This is a genomic window from Dactylosporangium sp. NPDC051484 (assembly GCF_040689395.1).
Taxonomy (GTDB): Bacteria; Actinomycetota; Actinomycetes; order Mycobacteriales; family Micromonosporaceae; genus Dactylosporangium.
Genome location: NZ_JBFAZX010000021.1, coordinates 12,665 through 30,342, shown reverse-complemented (window position 1 = coordinate 30,342; position 17,678 = coordinate 12,665). Strand labels below are relative to the sequence as shown.

General features: G+C 63.6%; 14 protein-coding genes. 12 read left to right on the top strand and 2 right to left on the bottom strand.

Annotated features, from left to right (window positions below; all coding sequences use genetic code 11):
• Window positions 1-38: 38 nt before the first annotated feature.
• Complete coding sequence (locus AB0367_RS27500) at window positions 39-1,046, bottom strand: LysR substrate-binding domain-containing protein (RefSeq protein ID WP_366229330.1); 1,008 nt, start codon at window positions 1,044-1,046, stop codon at window positions 39-41.
• 13 nt (window positions 1,047-1,059) lie between these two features.
• Window positions 1,060-2,070: a putative sulfate exporter family transporter gene (locus tag AB0367_RS27495; RefSeq protein WP_366229328.1), complete on the bottom strand. Its 1,011-nt coding sequence runs from the start codon at window positions 2,068-2,070 to the stop codon at window positions 1,060-1,062.
• 340 nt (window positions 2,071-2,410) lie between these two features.
• On the opposite strand from AB0367_RS27495, the gene AB0367_RS27490 reads away from it, so the two are divergent.
• From AB0367_RS27490 to AB0367_RS27435, 12 genes are all read left to right on the top strand, one after another.
• Complete coding sequence (locus AB0367_RS27490) at window positions 2,411-3,025, top strand: TetR/AcrR family transcriptional regulator (protein WP_366229327.1); 615 nt, start codon at window positions 2,411-2,413, stop codon at window positions 3,023-3,025.
• Window positions 3,026-3,097: 72 nt separating this feature from the next.
• Window positions 3,098-4,273 carry an acyl-CoA dehydrogenase family protein gene (locus AB0367_RS27485; RefSeq protein WP_366229326.1) on the top strand — a complete coding sequence of 392 codons (1,176 nt, stop codon included), beginning with the start codon at window positions 3,098-3,100 and terminating at the stop codon, window positions 4,271-4,273.
• 104 nt (window positions 4,274-4,377) lie between these two features.
• Complete coding sequence (locus AB0367_RS27480) at window positions 4,378-5,301, top strand: phosphotransferase family protein (protein ID WP_366229434.1); 924 nt, start codon at window positions 4,378-4,380, stop codon at window positions 5,299-5,301.
• A gap of 801 nt (window positions 5,302-6,102) precedes the next feature.
• Complete coding sequence (locus tag AB0367_RS27475; protein WP_366229325.1) at window positions 6,103-7,257, top strand: mandelate racemase/muconate lactonizing enzyme family protein; 1,155 nt, start codon at window positions 6,103-6,105, stop codon at window positions 7,255-7,257.
• 189 nt (window positions 7,258-7,446) lie between these two features.
• Window positions 7,447-8,856 carry an ABC transporter substrate-binding protein gene (locus AB0367_RS27470; protein ID WP_366229323.1) on the top strand — a complete coding sequence of 470 codons (1,410 nt, stop codon included), beginning with the start codon at window positions 7,447-7,449 and terminating at the stop codon, window positions 8,854-8,856.
• 59 nt (window positions 8,857-8,915) lie between these two features.
• On the top strand, window positions 8,916-9,863 hold the full coding sequence (locus tag AB0367_RS27465; protein ID WP_366229322.1) for an ABC transporter permease: 948 nt from the start codon (window positions 8,916-8,918) through the stop codon (window positions 9,861-9,863).
• A complete protein-coding gene (locus tag AB0367_RS27460; RefSeq protein WP_366229321.1) occupies window positions 9,860-11,839 on the top strand; it encodes a dipeptide/oligopeptide/nickel ABC transporter permease/ATP-binding protein in 1,980 nt (659 codons plus the stop codon). The genes AB0367_RS27465 and AB0367_RS27460 overlap by 4 nt, the downstream gene beginning before the upstream one ends.
• Window positions 11,836-12,822 carry an oligopeptide/dipeptide ABC transporter ATP-binding protein gene (locus tag AB0367_RS27455; RefSeq protein WP_366229320.1) on the top strand — a complete coding sequence of 329 codons (987 nt, stop codon included), beginning with the start codon at window positions 11,836-11,838 and terminating at the stop codon, window positions 12,820-12,822. The genes AB0367_RS27460 and AB0367_RS27455 overlap by 4 nt, the downstream gene beginning before the upstream one ends.
• Before the next feature lie 81 nt (window positions 12,823-12,903).
• Window positions 12,904-13,752: an aldolase/citrate lyase family protein gene (locus tag AB0367_RS27450; RefSeq protein ID WP_366229319.1), complete on the top strand. Its 849-nt coding sequence runs from the start codon at window positions 12,904-12,906 to the stop codon at window positions 13,750-13,752.
• 70 nt (window positions 13,753-13,822) lie between these two features.
• Window positions 13,823-15,577, top strand: coding sequence for an IlvD/Edd family dehydratase (locus tag AB0367_RS27445; protein ID WP_366229318.1), 1,755 nt, complete (start codon window positions 13,823-13,825; stop codon window positions 15,575-15,577).
• A 157-nt stretch (window positions 15,578-15,734) separates the two neighbouring features.
• Entirely contained in the window at window positions 15,735-16,448 is a 714-nt protein-coding gene (locus tag AB0367_RS27440; RefSeq protein ID WP_366229316.1) for a dienelactone hydrolase family protein, read from the top strand.
• A gap of 119 nt (window positions 16,449-16,567) precedes the next feature.
• Complete coding sequence (locus AB0367_RS27435) at window positions 16,568-17,614, top strand: alcohol dehydrogenase catalytic domain-containing protein (RefSeq protein WP_366229314.1); 1,047 nt, start codon at window positions 16,568-16,570, stop codon at window positions 17,612-17,614.
• The last annotated feature ends 64 nt before the right edge of the window (window positions 17,615-17,678 follow it).

Sequence of the window (17,678 nt, the reverse complement as noted above, 5' to 3'; positions counted from 1 at the left end):
CGGCATCCGGCCCGTCGCGCCTGAGCGGGACGGGCCGGTCAGGCCCCGGGCCGGCCGTGCTCAAAGCTCACCACTTCACGGGGCACTGCCCCTCTTCGCGGCTGCGCGCCGACGGGCAGGCGTTGCCCCGCCCTCTCGAGCGTCTGGCGGGCTATGTCGATCAGCTCGGCCGCCAGCGGGGCGGGACGTCGATTGGTCCAGATGGCATGGAGTGGGCGGTGTAGGTCGACTCCGTCAAGGTGCAGCTCAACCAGGCTGCCGGCGGCGAGTTCCCGCGTCACCGCTCTGGCGCTGACGACGCCAACGCCGCCACCCTCAAGGACGGTGGCGATGATGGTCGCCGTCGAACCGAGTTCGACCGTGTGTGTGGGTGCGGGTTGCCGAACGGCGCTGAGGGCCGATAGGAAGGTGTCACGTGTGCCGGAGCCGGACTCGCGCAGGAGCAGGGGATGGTCAAGTACATCCCGCGGAGGCAGTCGACGGGCGGCCTTGTTCGCCAGGGGGTATTCGGCGGCCACCACCAGCGTGACCCTGTCGCGGCCGACGTTGATTGAGTGCACGCCGTTCGGAGGTTCGGGCGTTTCGACGAAGCCGACATCCACCGCGCCGAGGCGGACTTGCGCGACCACGCCGTGGCTGTTGATCACTTCCACGGAGGTGACCAGGTCGGCATGGGACCGGCGCAGCAGTAGCAACCAGCGTGGCACGAGGTACTCGGCAACGGTGAGGCTCGCCGCGATTCGCAATCGCGCCGACCGATCGGCTCGCAGCGCTGCGATGCCGTCGGCGAGCTGTCGGGCCGACTCCACGACCGGCCGGGCCCAGGCGAGGACAGCTTCACCGGTGAACGTCAACTCGCTGCCCCGGGCGCCACGAGCAATCAGCGCGGCGCCGACCTGTCGCTCAAGTCGCGCGAGGCGGTTGCTCGCACTTGGTTGGCTGATGTTGTGGGCCGCAGCGGCGCGACCGATGCTTCCCAGCTCGGCGATCGAGATCAACAGGTCCAGAGCGGGCAGGTCTGGGGTCCAGGAGGGCAATGGCAGCATCAGCCGTAGCCTGTCACAGACCGGCCATCTGCAGTAGCAGGCTTGTCGCCGCCACCGCCACCCACAACATGAGCCCGAGCAACAGTGGGCGATGCCCGGCCCGGCGCAGCGAAGCCAGGTCGGTTGACATGCCGATAGCCGTCAGGGCCACCGTGATGAGGAACAGCGCAGCCGACTGAACACCGTCGTGAGCTGACGGCGGAATCATGCCGGCGGAATTGACGGCAGCCATCAGCAGGAAGCCGACAAGGAACCAGGGCACCAGCCGCACCGCACGTCGTAGCATCCGTTCCTTGACCATCAACCGGCCCTCACTCGGTGGGGCCGTCCGACGGTCCCGCCTCTGTACTAGCGCAGATAGAACGAGACATATCGGTATGATCATTAACGCTCGGGTCAACTTGACTACCACCGCGTCCTGGCTGGCTGCGTCACCGTAGCTGGCCGCGACGGCCACCACCGACGAGGTGTCGTTCACGGCCGTACCGGCGAACAGGCCGAAAGCATGCTGGTCGAGCCCGAGCAGATGACCGAGCGGCGGAAACACCAACACCGCCGCCACGTTGAACAAGAAGATCGTCGAGATCGCGTAAGCCACCGAAGCGTGCTTGGCGCGGATTACTGGGCTCACTGCCGCGATCGCCGACGCCCCACAGATCGCGGTACCCACCCCGATCAGAGTGCGCAGGTCCCGCTCGATGCCCATCCACCGGCCGACGAGGTAAGCCAGCACCAGACAAACACCGAGCGTGCCGAGCATGACGGGTAGCGAGTCGAGCCCGACATCCGCGACCCGGCGCAGCGACAATTGGGCGCCCAGGACTACGACTGCGACCTGTAGCACCGTCCGTCCCGCGAACGACACCCCCGGGCGCAACAACGCATGCCGACGGACGAAGGCGCTGACCATCACACCGCAGACGATCCCGATGACCGGCGAGCCGACCACCGGCGCCTGCCGGCCGACCAGGAAAGCGACGACCGCCAGTACAACAGCGACCAGAAGCCCGGGAGCGTAGCCCACTACGGCTCGGTCGCCGGCCCTCAGTTCGCGGACAGGAATAGCCACATCTCCACGCTGCGCCTGGTCGGCCCCGTTCGGTACCCGCCAGCTGCCTAGCCCAGTCATAGCCGTTGTCTATGACCGACAGGGCCGCCACCACGGTGTTCAGCCATCGCGGGCCTAGCTTGACCGCACTCGGCGGGACCGATGCCGTCGCACCTCATGCACACGCCGCACCGGCGTAACGGCGCGGCAACGGCGCCGTCCGTCTGCCCCGGCACCGGTCGTCGGCACCGGACCGCGTCACGGCGGACCTACGGATCGCCAGGACGCCCTCGCGCCGACTCCCGGTCTGGCAGGCATGATGGTCTACGTGAATTGGCGTGACTATGGCCCATCGCCGCTACCGAGGATTCTTCAGACTGCGCTGGAGGCCTTCGTCGAGCACGGATATGAGGGGACCAGCGTCCGGGACCTCGCCGGCCGCGCGGGGCTCTCGGTTCCGGGGCTCTATCACCACTTCCGCTCCAAGCAGGACATCCTCATGGGGCTGCTGGAGGCGGTGATGAACGACCTGCTGGCGCGTAGCAGGTCCGCGTTGTCGACATCCCCACCGAATCCGGAAGGACAGCTGGACGCCTTGGTCGAGTGCATGCTCCGGTTCCACCTGTTCCGCCGTAACGAGGCATTCGTTGCCTCAACCGAGTTGCGTAGCCTGGAGCCCGCCAACCGCGGCCGCTACGTGCGTATGCGCGACGAGCAGCAACGGATGTTGGCCGATGTCATCCGTGCCGGCTCCAAGGCTGGCGTGTTCACCACCCCTTACCCGGACGATGCCGCGCGCGCGCTGGCCACGCTGTGCGTCGGAGTTGCGACGTGGTACCGCGACGACGGGCCCCTGGCGCCCGACGAGGTGGTACGCAGGTACCTCGACATGGTTCATGGCCTGGTGGGGGTAGCGCGGATGGGCTCTTGACCCTTGCGACCTCACATGAGAGCCTGACCGAGCGAGCGATCGCTCGGTCGGGATGATTGGAGGCGGCGATCGATGCCTGATGTGGCGTCGCTGGTGGAAGCGACACGAGCCTTCATCACGTCTGAGGTACTTCCCATCGACGACGAGTACGACGGCGACGTCGAAGCCGCAGGCGGTGAGGAACTCCGCAGGCGGCTGCAGGCTCGAGCACGATTGCTGGGCCTCTTGTCCCCGCAGGGTCCGGTCGACTGCGGCGGGCTCGGTCTGACGATGTGCCAACGTGCCCCGGTTCTGGAGGAGGCAGGCTACTCACTGTTCGGGCCGATGGCGATGAACGTCAACGCGCCGGACGAGGGCAACATCCACTTGCTGGACCACGTCGCGTCAGACGCCCAGCGCCGGAAATACCTGCGACCGCTGGTAGCCGGAGAGTGGCGGTCGGCGTTTGCGATGACCGAGCCGGCCCCTGGCGCAGGGTCGGATCCGGCCGCACTGACCACGCGGGCGGAGAAGGTCGATGGCGGCTTCGCCGTCAACGGTCGTAAGCACTTCATCACCGGCGCGGACGGCGCGGACCTGTTCATCATCATGGCCCGTACGAGCGGCGAACCCGGCGATGCCCGCGGAGCGACGATGTTGCTGGCAAACGCCGCCGCGCCCGGCATCGAGATCGTTCGACACATCGGCACGATGGACCGGTCGATGGTCGGCGGCCACTGCGAGGTGAGGTTCACGAACCTCTTCGTGCCCGACGCCGACGTGCTCGGCGCTGTCGACGAAGGATTTCGATATGCCCAGGTAAGGTTGGGCCCGGCCCGCTTGACCCATGTCATGCGGTGGCTCGGCGCGGCGCGGCGGGCACATGAGGTCGCCGTGGCGCACGCCGTGGGCCGGCGGGTCTTCGGGTCGCGGTTGGCCGACTTGGGCATGGCACAGCTACTCATCGCAGACAACGAGATCGACCTGGCGGCCACCAGAGCACTGCTCATGGTGGCGTGTGCCGAACTCGACAGTGCCGAACGCGCGTCGAAGTCAACATCGATCGCCAAGACTTTTGCGGCGGAAGCCCTGGGCCGGGTTGCTGATCGGGCCATGCAGCTGTGTGGCGGTCTCGGCGTCTCGGCAGAACTGCCGGTTGCCAAAGTGGCGCGTGAGCTACGCCCATTCCGGGTCTACGACGGACCATCCGAGGTGCACCGCGCCTCGATCTCCAAGCGTGCGGTCCGGCAGATTGTGGGGGGACCGTGACACCAACAAGTGTCCGACTGTCTCCCTCACAACTCGCCGCCGTAGCCGACCGGCTGAGGGCGGCTGGGGCCGCCGTGGAGGGCTCGCTGACCGCCGAGTTAGTCATGGGTGGTCGGTCGAACCTTACATACCGACTCTCGGACGGCACGTCATCCTGGGTCATGCGGACTCCACCGAGGGCCGGGCAGACACCGTCGGCGCACGACATCCCGCGGGAATACCGAGTCACGCGCGCACTAGCAACAACCTGCGTACCAGTCCCGCGCGCCGTGACCCTGTGCGATGACACGTCCATCATCGGTGTGCCGTTCGCCGTGGCTGAGTTGGTCGAAGGTCGCACGATCCGAGCGCAAGCAGAGCTCGACACGCTTGACGACGCCAGCGTGGACGCCATCACCGTCGAACTCGTCGAGACGCTCGCGGCCCTACACCAGATCGACCACGTCGCGGTCGGCCTGCAAGAATTCGGTCGCCCGGACCGGTACGCCGAGCGTCAAGTGGGTCGCTGGGCGCGGCAGTGGGAGATTGTCGGCGACCCGCGCCTCGAACGCCTCGCGTCCGAGGTCAGCGCCGGACTCATGGCCCGCCTGCCGGACCAGCAATCGGCGGCGATCATTCATGGCGACTATCGCATCGACAACACCATCGTTACCAACGATTCCGATAGGGCGCCCAGGATCGCTGCCGTTCTGGACTGGGAGCTGTCCACCATCGGCGACCCGGTGGCCGACGTAGCCATGATGTGCGCCTACCGCTATCCGGTCTTCGACCTGATCGTTGGCTCGCCCGCCGCTTGGACCAGCCCCCGGCTACGAGGGCCCGCGGAGCTCGCTGGGCTCTACGAGAAGGTCGGAGGCGCGACGCTCGTTGCGTGGAACTTCCATCTCGCGCTGGCATACTTCAAAATCGGCGTCATCGCCGCCGGTATTGATCATCGCGCCCGCGCCGGAGCAGCTTCTGGTATCGGGTTCGACACTGCGGGAGAGTCGGTCGAGGTCTACCTCCAGCTTGCACATGACCGGCTATGAGCGGGGCGACAAAGACGGCCGTCGCAGCTGGGACCCGACGCGGGATTGGTCACGGCAGCGCAGGCGGCTTGGCCCGACATAGTCGCGGGTTGACCGTGACGTCGCGCAGCGGCAGCGAGCTGGCGACCTAGCACGCGATCCTCTTGGGCAGGAGTGAGGCTTCGTAACCGTGCGCCTAGCTCGATGTGCGCGCGGATCCGCCGCAGAGCAGGCGGAGCGGGATTCCCGAGGCGCCCTCGGGCGCGTGGCGCCAGGGGCCTAGCCCGTCTGGGGGCGGACGTGCCAGATGGGCGGGACTGTAGCCCGGCGTAGCACGAGCATCAGCGGGGAAACAGGCACTTCCGCAGCTCTGAGCGCCAAACAGGCCGGCTACGGCAGAGCATGACAGTCGAAAGGCCGAGACCCATCGAAAGTACTTCCTCGGCCGTACCCGCGTCGCGTGATCACCCGCTTTACACGCGCGCTCACGGTGTGTGAGTAGACGAGTTCTTCAGGTGAACGCTCGCTTGACGAGCATCAGCCTCACGCAGTACAGCCCCTTGACACGCCCGCGCGCAGGCAGGAGCATACCAAGATGCATGCATTACCGGATGTAATCAAATGACGAGTAATGGTGCATTCCGGAGCGGCCGGTGCGCGAGCCGATCCTCCATGATGGCCGACGATCTGACGACCAACAATACGGTGGCCTGATAAGCGATCGCCACTCATCTAGGCGGTGCAGCGCGACCACCGATTCGCCGGCGGCCACGACGCTTGGCTCGTCCGCAACCGCGGATACGACTACGGAATAGGCGGAACATGAAAATCACCGGAGTGGAAACCATACACGTGGCCGACGGGAGGCCGTTCCTATTCGTCCAGGTGCACACTGACGAAGGAATCAGTGGCATCGGTGAATCAGGCCTCATCTGGCGGGAAGCGGCAGTCGAGGGCGCCATCCGTCATCTGGCGCCGCAGATCATCGGGCAAGATCCGATGCGGACCGAGCACCTGTGGCAGAAAATGTTTCGCGGCGACTTCTTTCCTGCCGACAAGGTTACTTGCGCCGCTATCAGCGCGATTGACCTGGCGCTCTGGGACATCAAAGGTAAGGCACTCAACCAGCCGGTCTACAACCTGCTTGGTGGACTGTACAGGGACAAGGTGCAGGCCTACACGCACAATTATGACGCCGGGTCGACCGAAGAATTGGTGGAGGACTGCGTCCGCGCGACAGAGCAGGGCTGGAAATTCGTGCGCTGGCGCCTTGGTCCAGCACGGCCGGGTATTTTCGAACCGTCCGAGGCGGTCAGGCTCGCGCTGCGGCAGGTGGAAGCAGTTCGGTCGGCCGTCGGTGACGAAATCGAGATCATCACCGACGCGCACAGTAGATTTTCTCCGGTATATGCTTCGCGGCTAGCGCGCGAACTCGAGCAGTACAACGTCTTCTATTTGGAAGACGCCCTACGTTCAGAAAATCCTGAGAGCTACCGTAAGCTGCGCCGCGACGCACGGGTTCCGCTCGCGGCGGGCGAGCAATGGGCGTCGAAGTGGGCGTTCCGGCAAGCCATCGAAGAGGAACTGATCGACTATGCGCGGGTCGATTTGTGTATCGTCGGAGGAATCACAGAAGCTTACAAGATCGTTGGCTGGGCGGAATCTCACTACATCGACCTGGCCGCGCACAACCCTCTGGGACCGGTCAGTACGGCCGCATGCCTCCATCTGAGCCTCGCAGCCTCCAACGTGGGGGTTTTCGAGATGAAATACCGAAGCAACCAAGTATTCGAGTCGATGTTCCCTGCGCAGGTGGAATGGAAGGACGGCTTCGTCCTTGCCCCCACGGCGCCAGGCCTGGGAATCGAAATCGACCTCGGAGCGCGAGACAAGTACAGCATGGAGAAGGCGGGCGGCAAGGAACTTATGGGCGCCCCGGAATATCGTCGGCTCGACGGCTCCTTCACGCACTGGTGATGGCCGGCTAGCACGGCGCCGACAAGCTCCAAGATCTCCGAGGCAACCGATAACACCCCTAGGATTGTACAAGGAGTACTCATGATAAAAAGGCAACTCATTGGAGGGGTATTATGCGCCCTCGCGATGACTTTAGGAGCGTGTTCCTCCGGGTCGGGGGAGACAACGAAGCGCGATTCGACTCTCGTCATGGCAAACGCGCTGAAACCCGTCTCACTCGACCCTGCCAAGAGTAACCCGGGCGACAGCCTGCCGTACTTGTGGCTCGCCTACGACTCGTTGATCCGCGTCGCACCGGACGGGAGTTTCCAGCCCGGCCTCGCTACCAAGTGGTCGTACAGCGACGGCAACAAGACGTTTGAGATCTCGATCCGGCCCGGCCTGAAGTTCTCCGACGGTACGCCGCTCGACGCGGCTGCGGTCAAGGCGAACTTCGACCGGGACATGACGGTGAATGGTCCGGTCAAGTCGACCTGGTCAGCAGTCGGGTCGACCGACGTCGTTGACAACACGACCGTGCGTGTGCATCTCAAGTCCGCGATGCCGTCGCTTCCAACGGCGCTGAGTCAGAACTTCGGCATGATGGTCAGTCCCGCCGCGTTCGGCAAGCCAGATCTCGACCAGAACCCTGTTGGTGCCGGCCCCTACATGCTGGACGCGAGCTCGACGATCTCCGGCGATCACTACACGTACGTTCCGAACCCGAACTACTTCGATCAGAACGCTGTGAAGTACACGAAGATTACGATGCGCGTCATCGCTGACTACACGGCGATGTTCCAGGCTGTTCAAGCTGGCAATGCCACTGCGGGTAAGGGGAACCCGGACACTGCCACTACCGCCAAGAAAGCCCGGCTGGACGTCCTTTCGCAGCCGACCGACAGCACCGGGCTCATGCTGTATGACAGGACTGGTGCCCTGGTGCCCGCACTGGGCGACGTAAGGGTCCGCCAGGCACTCAACTACGCCATCGATCGGCAGAAGATTGTTGAGTCGATCCTGTCCGGTTATGGAACCGCGACTTCCCAGTTCATCTCGAAGGGAATGGAAGGCTACGACTCGTCACTGGACAAAGCATACCCGTATGACCCCGCGAAGGCCCGGGAGCTACTCGCCGCGGCCGGATATGCAAACGGCTTTACGCTTCCAATTCTCTCCCGGGCGACTGACGCGACGGTCGTGCAGGCTGTGGCCGACTACTTTGCGAAAGTCGGTGTGAAGGTTGAGATTGTGACGGCGTCCCCGGCCGGCCTCGCCAGCGACACGGTTGCCGGTGGGCACGCGGCAGCCTGGCAGCCGTGGGGGATGTCAAGCACGTATCTCGACATGCAGACGCTGCTCGGCAAGGACAGCCCTCGCAATCCGGAGCACACAGTCGACGAGCAGATGATCAAACTCCTGAACGAGGGCGCAAGTCAGGCCGACCAGGAGCGTAACGCAACGTTCCAGAAGCTCAGCAAGCGTATGACTGACGAGGCTTGGTTCGTGCCGGTATTCACTGCGGACGCCATCGTCTTGGTGGCACCTAATAAGATTGCAAACCCAAGCCTTACACCGCACGTGATCATGCCGAACATCATCGGCTGGCAGCCGGCATGACGTCCCTCCCTTATGCCCGGATCAGGCGCAGACTTGAACTGAGCCTACCCAAGGGAGTCGTGACTGTTGGGCGCCTGCTAGCGCGGCGTGTGCTGTTGGCAGTTCCGCTGATCTGGGCGATCATGACTTTGACGTTCTTCTTGCTCAGACTAGCCCCTGGAGACCCGGTCGTGCAGATTCTTGGCGACCGGGCGACCGGGCCCCAATATGATCAATTGCGGCATCAGCTCGGACTTGATCGTCCCATGCTGCAGCAGTATCTGGAATTCATTGGCAATCTGGCACATGGAGAAGTGGGCAAGTCGCTCTTCTCCAGCCGTTCGGCAACGGCGGTCGTCCTTGATCGCATGCCGGCAACTCTGTCACTCGCCATAGGCGCCACGATCCTGTCAGTACTCGGTGGAATTGCCGCCGGCGTTTACGCCGCGCTTCGGAAACGCGCCGACGGCTCTGCCGTGCAGGTCGCCGCCATCGTAGGCCAGTCCGTTCCTGACTTCTGGCTGGGCCTGGTACTCATTGGACTATTCGCGGTGCACTGGAATTGGTTGCCCGCCAACGGGTTCGTGCCGTTCACCGAGTCATTGAACGGATGGGCCCTTTCGATGGTCTTGCCAGTGGTGACGCTGGGCCTGGCCGCGATGGGCTCGGTGGCGCGAATGACCCGGGCCGCGATGATCTCGGCGCTTGATCGCGAGTTCATTCGAACGCTACGGGCGAACGGAGTGAGTAATCGCAGTATCGTGTTCCGCCACGCCCTCAAGAATGCGGCGATTCCGGTGACAACCTTGATCGGTGTGCGTTTCATCGGAATGCTGAGCTCGGCCGTCATCGTCGAGCAGGTATTTGCGCTGCCAGGCGTCGGAACACTGGCAATCGACTCTGCCTCCAACCACGACTATCCGGTGATGCAGGCGCTCGTCCTGTACCTGACCGTCGTGGTCGTGGCGGTTAACGTGATTGTCGACGTTGTCTACAGCTGGTTGAACCCGAAGGTGCGTCTGGCATGATTACCTGGAAGCGTTTGACCGTCGGCCTGCGCCGGCCGATGGCGGTCGCATGCCTTCTGGTTCTCGGCACGTTAGTGATTGCGGCTGTCCTCGCGAAGTGGATCGCGCCGGACGATCCGTATCAACAGGATCTGAGCAACGTGTTGTCCGGGCCCTCGGCCGCACACTGGCTGGGGACGGACGAGCTGGGCCGAGACATTCTCAGTAGGCTTATCTACGGGGCAAGGCTGAGCCTGTTCGCGGGCCTCCTGTGTATAGCCGTCGCCGTGCTCCTTGGAGTTACGGCCGGAGTGCTGGCCGGGTTTTTCGCCGGCCGAGTGATGATCCTGTTCGATCGGGTCACTGACCTTCTTCTGGCAACACCTGTCATCATGATCCTGCTTACCGTCCTCGCCGTATTCGGGCCTAACATGAACGCGGCGATGATTGCCCTTGGCGTGATGCTGAGCGCTGACTTCATGCGACTCTCGAGGGGATCAACGCTCGAGGCGCGTTCCGCGCTATACGTGGACGCGGCCCAGGTGTTCGGGCTTTCCAGAACCAGGATTCTCCTGCGACACATTGTTCCGAACGTGCTGGGACCTGTCATCGTCCGTGCGTCCACGCTGTTTGGGGCTGCGCTGTTCATCGAGGCGGGGCTGAGTTTCATCGGGCTCGGTGCGCGACCGCCTACACCGACGTGGGGCAGCATGGTCGCGGCAGCTGGGAACGCGATCTACAAGCAGCCGTGGTATTTGGTGCCGACTGGCGGAATTATCGTGCTGACGGTGCTGGCATCGAATTTGTTCGGTGACACGCTCCTCGACGCCACCGTCGACGGCGCGGCACGCGCCCGGCCCAGGCGCTGGTCAAGACTCAAGAAGCAGCGACAGGCCACGGTTGTGTCCGCGACGGCCGTCAAGACTCCTGCCGGTAACGCGAAGAGTGATGAAACACTGCGCGCGCCGGCAGCCGTGTTCGAACGGGATGCCCGCCAGGCTGGTGAAGGCGAGGGTCCCAAGACCGGCCTGCTCAGCGTGAGCGGCTTAGAGGTGTCGTTCCCCAGCGCCGACGGATGGCGACCAGTGGTGACCGACGTCGGATTCGAGGTGCCGCACCGGGGATCGCTCGGCATTGTCGGCGAGAGCGGCTCAGGCAAGACCATCACCATGCTCGCTCTACTTGGGCTTGTTCCATCTCCCGGCAAGGTCACCGCGGGGAAGATCTTCTTCAACGGACGCGAGCTCGACCCGTCAAGACCGTCCTCATTCAACGTCGTGCGCGGCAGCGAGATCGGATTCGTCGCACAGGAACCGATGGTCAGCCTCGATCCCGTGTTCACGGTCGGTGCACAGCTTGCGGAGCCGATGCGTCACCGAGGCCGCATGTCCTCGCGAGCGGCGCACGGGCGGGTTCTTGAACTACTTGACTTGGTTGGCATGCCGGATCCCCGGCGCGCGGCAGCGAGTTACCCGCATGAACTGTCTGGAGGCATGGCACAGCGCGTGGCAATAGCGCTCGCGTTGGGACTGGAGCCGAAACTGCTGGTGGCCGATGAGCCCACGACCGCGCTTGACGTTACGGTACAGGCCGACATTCTGGACTTGTTCCGTAGCTTGCAGGAACAACTGTCGATGTCGATGGTGATCGTTACTCATGACTTTGGGGTCCTGGCAGACTCATGTGACTCGGCACTCGTGATGTATGCCGGCGAGGTCGTCGAGCAGGGTCCCGTCGACGAGGTGCTGAGCGCACCGGCAATGCCATACACGGCTGGGCTACTGCGCTCGAATCCGTACTCGGCCGTCGCGCTGGGGCGGCTTCCCGTGATAACGGGCAGCGTGCCTGACCCAGGTGCTTGGCCAAGCGGCTGTAGATTCCAGGCACGGTGCGCGGTTGCGACGCCTGAATGTGCCGAAGGGAGCATTCCGCTAACGACGGTAACCTCCCATCGGAGAGCTAGATGTGTGCGCGTCACCGAGGCGGTGCGATCATGAATGAGACGAAGAAGGCCCTCCTGGAGGTCAGGGACCTGTCGGTCGTGTTCGCGTCGGCCGGGCGTTGGCGCAAACCCGTTACGGCCGTCAACGGCGTCAGCTTCGAAATCGCCAGAGGAGAGACTCTCGGGATCGTCGGGGAGTCCGGTTCGGGCAAGTCCACTATCGCGCGGGCGGTCCTCGGCCTCGTCCGCCCCAGCGCTGGGCAAATGCTGTTCGAGGGCCAGGACATCACCTACGCAGGTCATCGCCAGCGGCGGAAAGTCGCCGCCGACCTCTCTGTAGTATTCCAGGATCCCTACTCGTCCCTGAACCCAGCGCTTTCGATCGGCACCATTCTGGCCGAACCTCTGATCGCGCAGAAGGTAAACCGGGACACCGCGCGCGAGCGCATTGGAAAGCTTATTGCGGACGTGGGCCTGCCACCCGACTCGATCCACCGGTTTCCGCGTCAGTTCTCCGGTGGTCAGCGGCAGAGAATAGCAATTGCCAGGGCCTTGGCGGTGGAGCCCAGTCTGATCATCTGTGACGAGCCGGTGAGCGCACTGGACCTCTCGATCCAGGCGCAGATCGTCAATCTGCTAGCCGATATTCGCGACGAGTTCGGGCTCGCCATGCTATTCGTGGCACATGACCTGAGCATTGTGCGACATGTCGCACATCGTACGGCAGTCGTGTTCCACGGGAGTGTCATGGAAGTGGGTCCGGCAGAGCAGATTTATGGGAATCCGCTCCATCCTTACAGCGTGGCGTTGAGCGCAGCCGCGCTCGTTCCGGATCCAAAGTTGCAGCGCGAGCGCAGAAGGGCGCGGTCAGGCCTGTCCCGCACCCCGGCCCAGCAGACCCCAACAGCGACGACCGGATGTCCCTTCTGGTCGCGCTGTCCCGAGCGAATGAGCAAGTGCGAGACTGTTCGCCCCACCCTCGTCCGTGCGACGAACGAGACGTCGGTCGCTTGCCACCTCTACGGCGAGAAGGTCTAGGACCTCATCGAGAAGGTGCTCATGGCTGGCGCAGTGCGTTGAAGGAATCCTGATACAGCGAAGATGGAGTAGTAGGCACGTATGGAGAAGACGGCGAACAACGAACCGAGCACTTCAGATCTCCCCAACCCCCTCGCATCGGCATTAGCCCGGCGTCATCCAGTCTTCGGATTCTGGCACGTCTTGCGAGACATGGCCGCAACCGAGGCACTGCAAGGTGTCGCGGCGGACTTCGTGATCATGGATATGCAGCACTGGACAGTTACGTTCGAAGATGTAGCCCGAGCGATCGTAACCTTGCGTCAGAGCCAGCTGGCTGTCGTAGTTCGCGTGGCTGAGAACAACCCTTCCCTGATTGGTAAGGCGCTCGACGTTGGTGCTGACGGTGTGATTGTTCCGATGATCAACACACCCGACGATGCAATGGCAGCAGTCGCCGCGGCCCTTTACCCGCCCGCTGGCACGCGCAGTTGGGGCCCGCGCCGGATGCCAAGATTCAAGAACGCAAACGACTACCGGCGTGACGCAAATGGGAATGCCGTCGTCATCGTCCAGATCGAAACAGCCGAGGCCGTCAACGCCGCGGCCGACATTGCCGACGTACCCGGACTCGGCGCCATGGCAATCGGTCCAACCGACCTCGCGATTTCGCTCGGATATTCTGATGACCTGATGAACCCCGAAGTCGGCGCGGCCGCACGTCGCGTGCGGGGCGCTTGTGAGTCTCGGGGAGTCCCTTTCGGGTATCTGGCGCGATCACGGGCGGAGGCCGGGCAGTGGCTGGCCGAAGGCGCTGCTCTAGTTGCATGCGAATCTGACGTCGCGTTCATTGCCGATGGCTCGCGGGTCCTGGTGGAAACGCTTGAGTCGGCACGCAAAACGGCCCTGGACAGAGCCAAGGAGGACGGCGAGAAGCATGATTCGCCCTGACGTACCATCGCACTCTTATGCCGCCGGCACATAGAATGATTCTCCAAAATTATCGGCATAGGGGCGTTGGATGAGCGACATGGAAAACATCGATCAGCCTGGTCAAGCCGTAGCTGGGCGACGTAGCGAGCACTGGTTCAACGCGCCCGATCGCGGCCGTCTAGCCCACAGGGGAGCACTGTGGTCACTGGGCTACGGTCCCGATGCGACGGACGGTCGGCCAATCATTGGGATTGGCCATAGCGCCTCCGATCTGAGCCCGTGCAACGTACATCTGGCCAGGCTTGCACAATCGGTGGCAAACGGGGTCTGGCAGGCCGGTGGGGTGCCTTTGACGTTCCCCACGATGTCTCTTGGCGAGGCATTCATGCGGCCGACGGCGATGCTCTTCCGGAACCTGATGTCGATGGAAGTGGAAGAGCTGCTACGCGCCAATCCGCTCGACGGTGTCGTGTTGCTTTCGGCGTGTGACAAGACTACGCCCGCGATGCTCATGGGCCTCGCCAGCGTCGGCATTCCCGGAATGCTTATCACGGGCGGGCCAAAGCTGAACGGCAAGTTCCGCGGTGTCGATGTCGGCTCAGGGACCAGTCGGTGGCAGTTCGAGCAGGACGTGTCGGCCGGCCGGATGACGCAAGCCGAATACGAAGAGGCAGACCTCTGCGCGAAGCGGAGCGAAGGTCACTGCATGACCATGGGCACAGCGTCGACAATGGCTTCGATTGTCGAGGCGCTGGGAATGCAGCTCAGCGGCTTGTCGTCCCTTCCAGCCGTCGACAAGCGACGCTATGCACTGGCGCATACTGCGGGGCGTAAGATGATCGAGCTCGTGCGAGATGATCTCACACCGGAACGGATCATGACGCGCGAAGCATTTGAAAACGCCGTCCGCGTGAACGCCGCAATCGGTGGATCCACAAATGCAATCGTTCATCTTCTCGCGATCGCCCGACGCGTCGGAGTCGCGCTGTCGCTCGACGACCTGGACGAGGTGGCGCGCGACGTCCCGCTGCTCGCGAATGTCCTGCCTAGCGGCAAGTTCCTCATGGAGGACTTCTGCTATGCCGGTGGATTGCCGGCTCTGATGCATGAGATGGGCGACCTCCTCTATGCCGACGCGATCACGGTTTCGGGACGGTCGCTCGGCGAGGAGGTGGCGCATGCGAGAGTCTGGGATCGAGAAGTAATCGGGAGCCCGGCAGCCCCCTTCCTTCCCGCTGGAATGGGAACAGCCGTGCTTCGAGGGAACTTGGCTCCGCGAGGCGCGATCATCAAGCAATCCGCGGCATCGCCGCAGCTCATGGTGCACCGAGGCCAAGCGCTGGTGTTCGAGTCACCAGAGGAGTATCTCAGCGTATACAATGATCCGGACCTCGAGGTTGAAGCGTCAACGGTGTTGGTGATACGCAACGTCGGCCCAGCTGGGTATCCGGGCATGCCCGAGGTTGCGAATGTCCCGCTACCGGCGAAGCTCGTCCAACAAGGCATCTCGGACATCGTTCGAATTTCCGATGGCCGAATGAGCGGCACAGCCTTCGGCACGGTCGTGCTGCATGTGGCGCCCGAAGCAGCGGTTGGCGGCCCGCTTTCGCTGGTGAGAAACGGCGACTGGATCGAGCTCGACGTCCCGAATCGCCGGCTGCACCTCGACGTGCCAGACAGCATCCTTGACGAACGAAGGGCGCAGTCAGCAGCCCCGTCCGGTCCTGAAGACCCTGATCGCGGCTATGTGTGGCTCTACCGCCGACACGTGCTTCAGGCGGATGAAGGCGCGGACTTCGACTTCCTCACCGGCTCAGGCGGCCGCGGGGTGGGCCGAGAGTAGCGCCGCGCACGGAGCGCAGGGCCAACACACCGATCCGGCCTTGGCATAACGCTGCCGGCGTCCGGGCGATGATCGCGGCCGATGCCCTTGCGGCGCGGATCGTGGCTATTGATTTTCGGAAGCGCTTGTGTTGCTTCTCGGGAGAAGGAGGAGTTCGGTGAGCACGCAACACATCAGCTACACCGTAGATGGTCAGCAATACGTCGGCTACCTGGCTGTTGGTGGGGGACCCGGCCGGCGGCCGGCGGTCCTTGTCTGCCACACGGGAACTGGTCTGGGGCCACATACTCGTCACGTCACCGAGCGACTTGCCGACATTGGGTACGTGGCATTCGCCTTGGACCTCTACGGGAATGGAGCGCCAATTGAAGTCCAGCAGGTGGACTCCAAGATTCAGTCACTGAAGGCGGACGCGCCGAGGTTGCAGCGAATCGCGGAGGCTGGACTGTCTGTCCTCTTGGCGAGGCCCGAGACCGATGTGAATCGGGTGGCCGCGATCGGCTATTGCTTTGGCGGATCCGTGGCACTCGAACTTGCACGAAGCGGCGCGAACCTCCGGGCGGTCGCGGCATTCCATGCAGGCTTGTCGCGGATCAGCCAAGTCGCACCGAAGAAGATCTCGGCGAGCGTACTGGCCATGGTCGGAGGCAGCGATCCTCACCTGAGTGTGCACGAGCGCACGACATTTGAGCAGGAGATGGATGAAGCTGGCGCCGATTGGCGTATGACGATCTATGGAGGCGCCGAGCATGGATTCACCAACCCGGAGTCGTCGACTCGTGGCATAAGCGGACTGTCCTATAGCGCGCAAGCTGATGAGCGTTCGTGGCGGGAGATGCTCGACTTGTTCGGTGAGGTGCTCGACGGCTGACGCGATACAGCTTGCAGGATTTCGAGGCAAACATGATTGGCACTGTCGCCACGGGCTGCGCATGTACGGATTGCCGGGGCTTGACAGGCCGAAAAGCGGTGGGAGGGAAGGGTGGAGTCGTGCGAGCGATTCGTTGGCACGGTCGTCTAGATGTTCGGCTGGATGACATCGCGGAACCCAAGAAACTCAACGACGGCGAACTGCTCCTGCGAGTGCTGTACTGCGGCATCTGCGGCACGGATATAGAGGAGTTCCGGCAGGGGCCACGGCTCATCCCGACTGAGCAGCCGCACAGACTCACCGGTAGGTCGGCTCCGCTTACGCTCGGGCACGAATTCGCTGGTGAAGTTGTCGACACCAGAGGCGACACGCCATTCGCCCGGGGGGACGTAGTCGCAGTCGACGGCAATGTCTCATGCGGGTCGTGCTACTGGTGTCTCCGAGGCGAGCGAACGCTATGCCCTGATATTGCCCAGTATGGCCTCAAGGCGGATGGTGGCCTCGCCGAGTACGTGGTGGTCGCGGCGGGAACGTGCGTAAGGCTGCCGCCCGACGCGGACCGTCGCATCGGAGCGCTCGCGGAGCCGATGAGCGTGGCGGTGCGGGCGGTCCGGCGATCACGTCTGGCGCTGGGCGCAACGGTCGCGGTGGTGGGTGCCGGCCCGGTTGGACTGCTGGTGGCCGAGGTGGCCAGAGCGGCGGGGGCTGCGTACGTCGTGATTGTTGACCCACGCGCGGACCGGCGGGAGCTCGCCTTGTCGATCGGCGCGGATGAGGTATTCGAAGCAACCGCGGCCATCCACGAGAAAGGCGCGGGCGTGATCGCCGAGGTTGGCCCAGATCTGGTGTTCGAGTGCGCCGGACAGCCGGGCACCGCGGCCGACGCCATCGCCACGGTTCGAAGAGGTGGGCGAGTCGTGACAGTCGGACGTATGGCCTCGGTAAGTCTTGACCAGGGATTCATGGCGGGAGAGAAGGAGGTCATCGCTGCGCTGACTCACGATCGTGTGGCCGACTACGAGGTAGGCCTGAGAATGATGCTGTCAGGTCGAGTTGTCGGCACGGACATTGTCACCGAGTGCATCTCACTCGAACAGGCTGCGGCGTCGTATTTCCAACCGGCGGCTGAGCGACAGGCAATCGGCAAGGCGTTGGTCCATCCATAGCTCGGGCTTACAGCACCGTGGCGGTGCGTTGCAAGTTGTCCAGGTACAGACTTTGCGAATATGG

Excerpts from the sequence above, each read along its gene's own strand:
- AB0367_RS27450 (WP_366229319.1), top strand. The coding sequence starts at position 12,904 with ATGGAGAAGACGGCGAACAACGAACCGAGCACTTCAGATCTCCCCAAC.
- AB0367_RS27480 (WP_366229434.1), top strand. The coding sequence starts at position 4,378 with ATGGGTGGTCGGTCGAACCTTACATACCGACTCTCGGACGGCACGTCA.
- AB0367_RS27485 (WP_366229326.1), top strand. The coding sequence starts at position 3,098 with ATGCCTGATGTGGCGTCGCTGGTGGAAGCGACACGAGCCTTCATCACG.
- AB0367_RS27490 (WP_366229327.1), top strand. The coding sequence starts at position 2,411 with ATGATGGTCTACGTGAATTGGCGTGACTATGGCCCATCGCCGCTACCG.
- AB0367_RS27445 (WP_366229318.1), top strand. The coding sequence starts at position 13,823 with ATGAGCGACATGGAAAACATCGATCAGCCTGGTCAAGCCGTAGCTGGG.
- AB0367_RS27500 (WP_366229330.1), bottom strand. The coding sequence starts at position 1,046 with ATGCTGCCATTGCCCTCCTGGACCCCAGACCTGCCCGCTCTGGACCTG.
- AB0367_RS27460 (WP_366229321.1), top strand. The coding sequence starts at position 9,860 with ATGATTACCTGGAAGCGTTTGACCGTCGGCCTGCGCCGGCCGATGGCG.
- AB0367_RS27455 (WP_366229320.1), top strand. The coding sequence starts at position 11,836 with ATGAATGAGACGAAGAAGGCCCTCCTGGAGGTCAGGGACCTGTCGGTC.
- AB0367_RS27470 (WP_366229323.1), top strand. The coding sequence starts at position 7,447 with ATGGCAAACGCGCTGAAACCCGTCTCACTCGACCCTGCCAAGAGTAAC.
- AB0367_RS27475 (WP_366229325.1), top strand. The coding sequence starts at position 6,103 with ATGAAAATCACCGGAGTGGAAACCATACACGTGGCCGACGGGAGGCCG.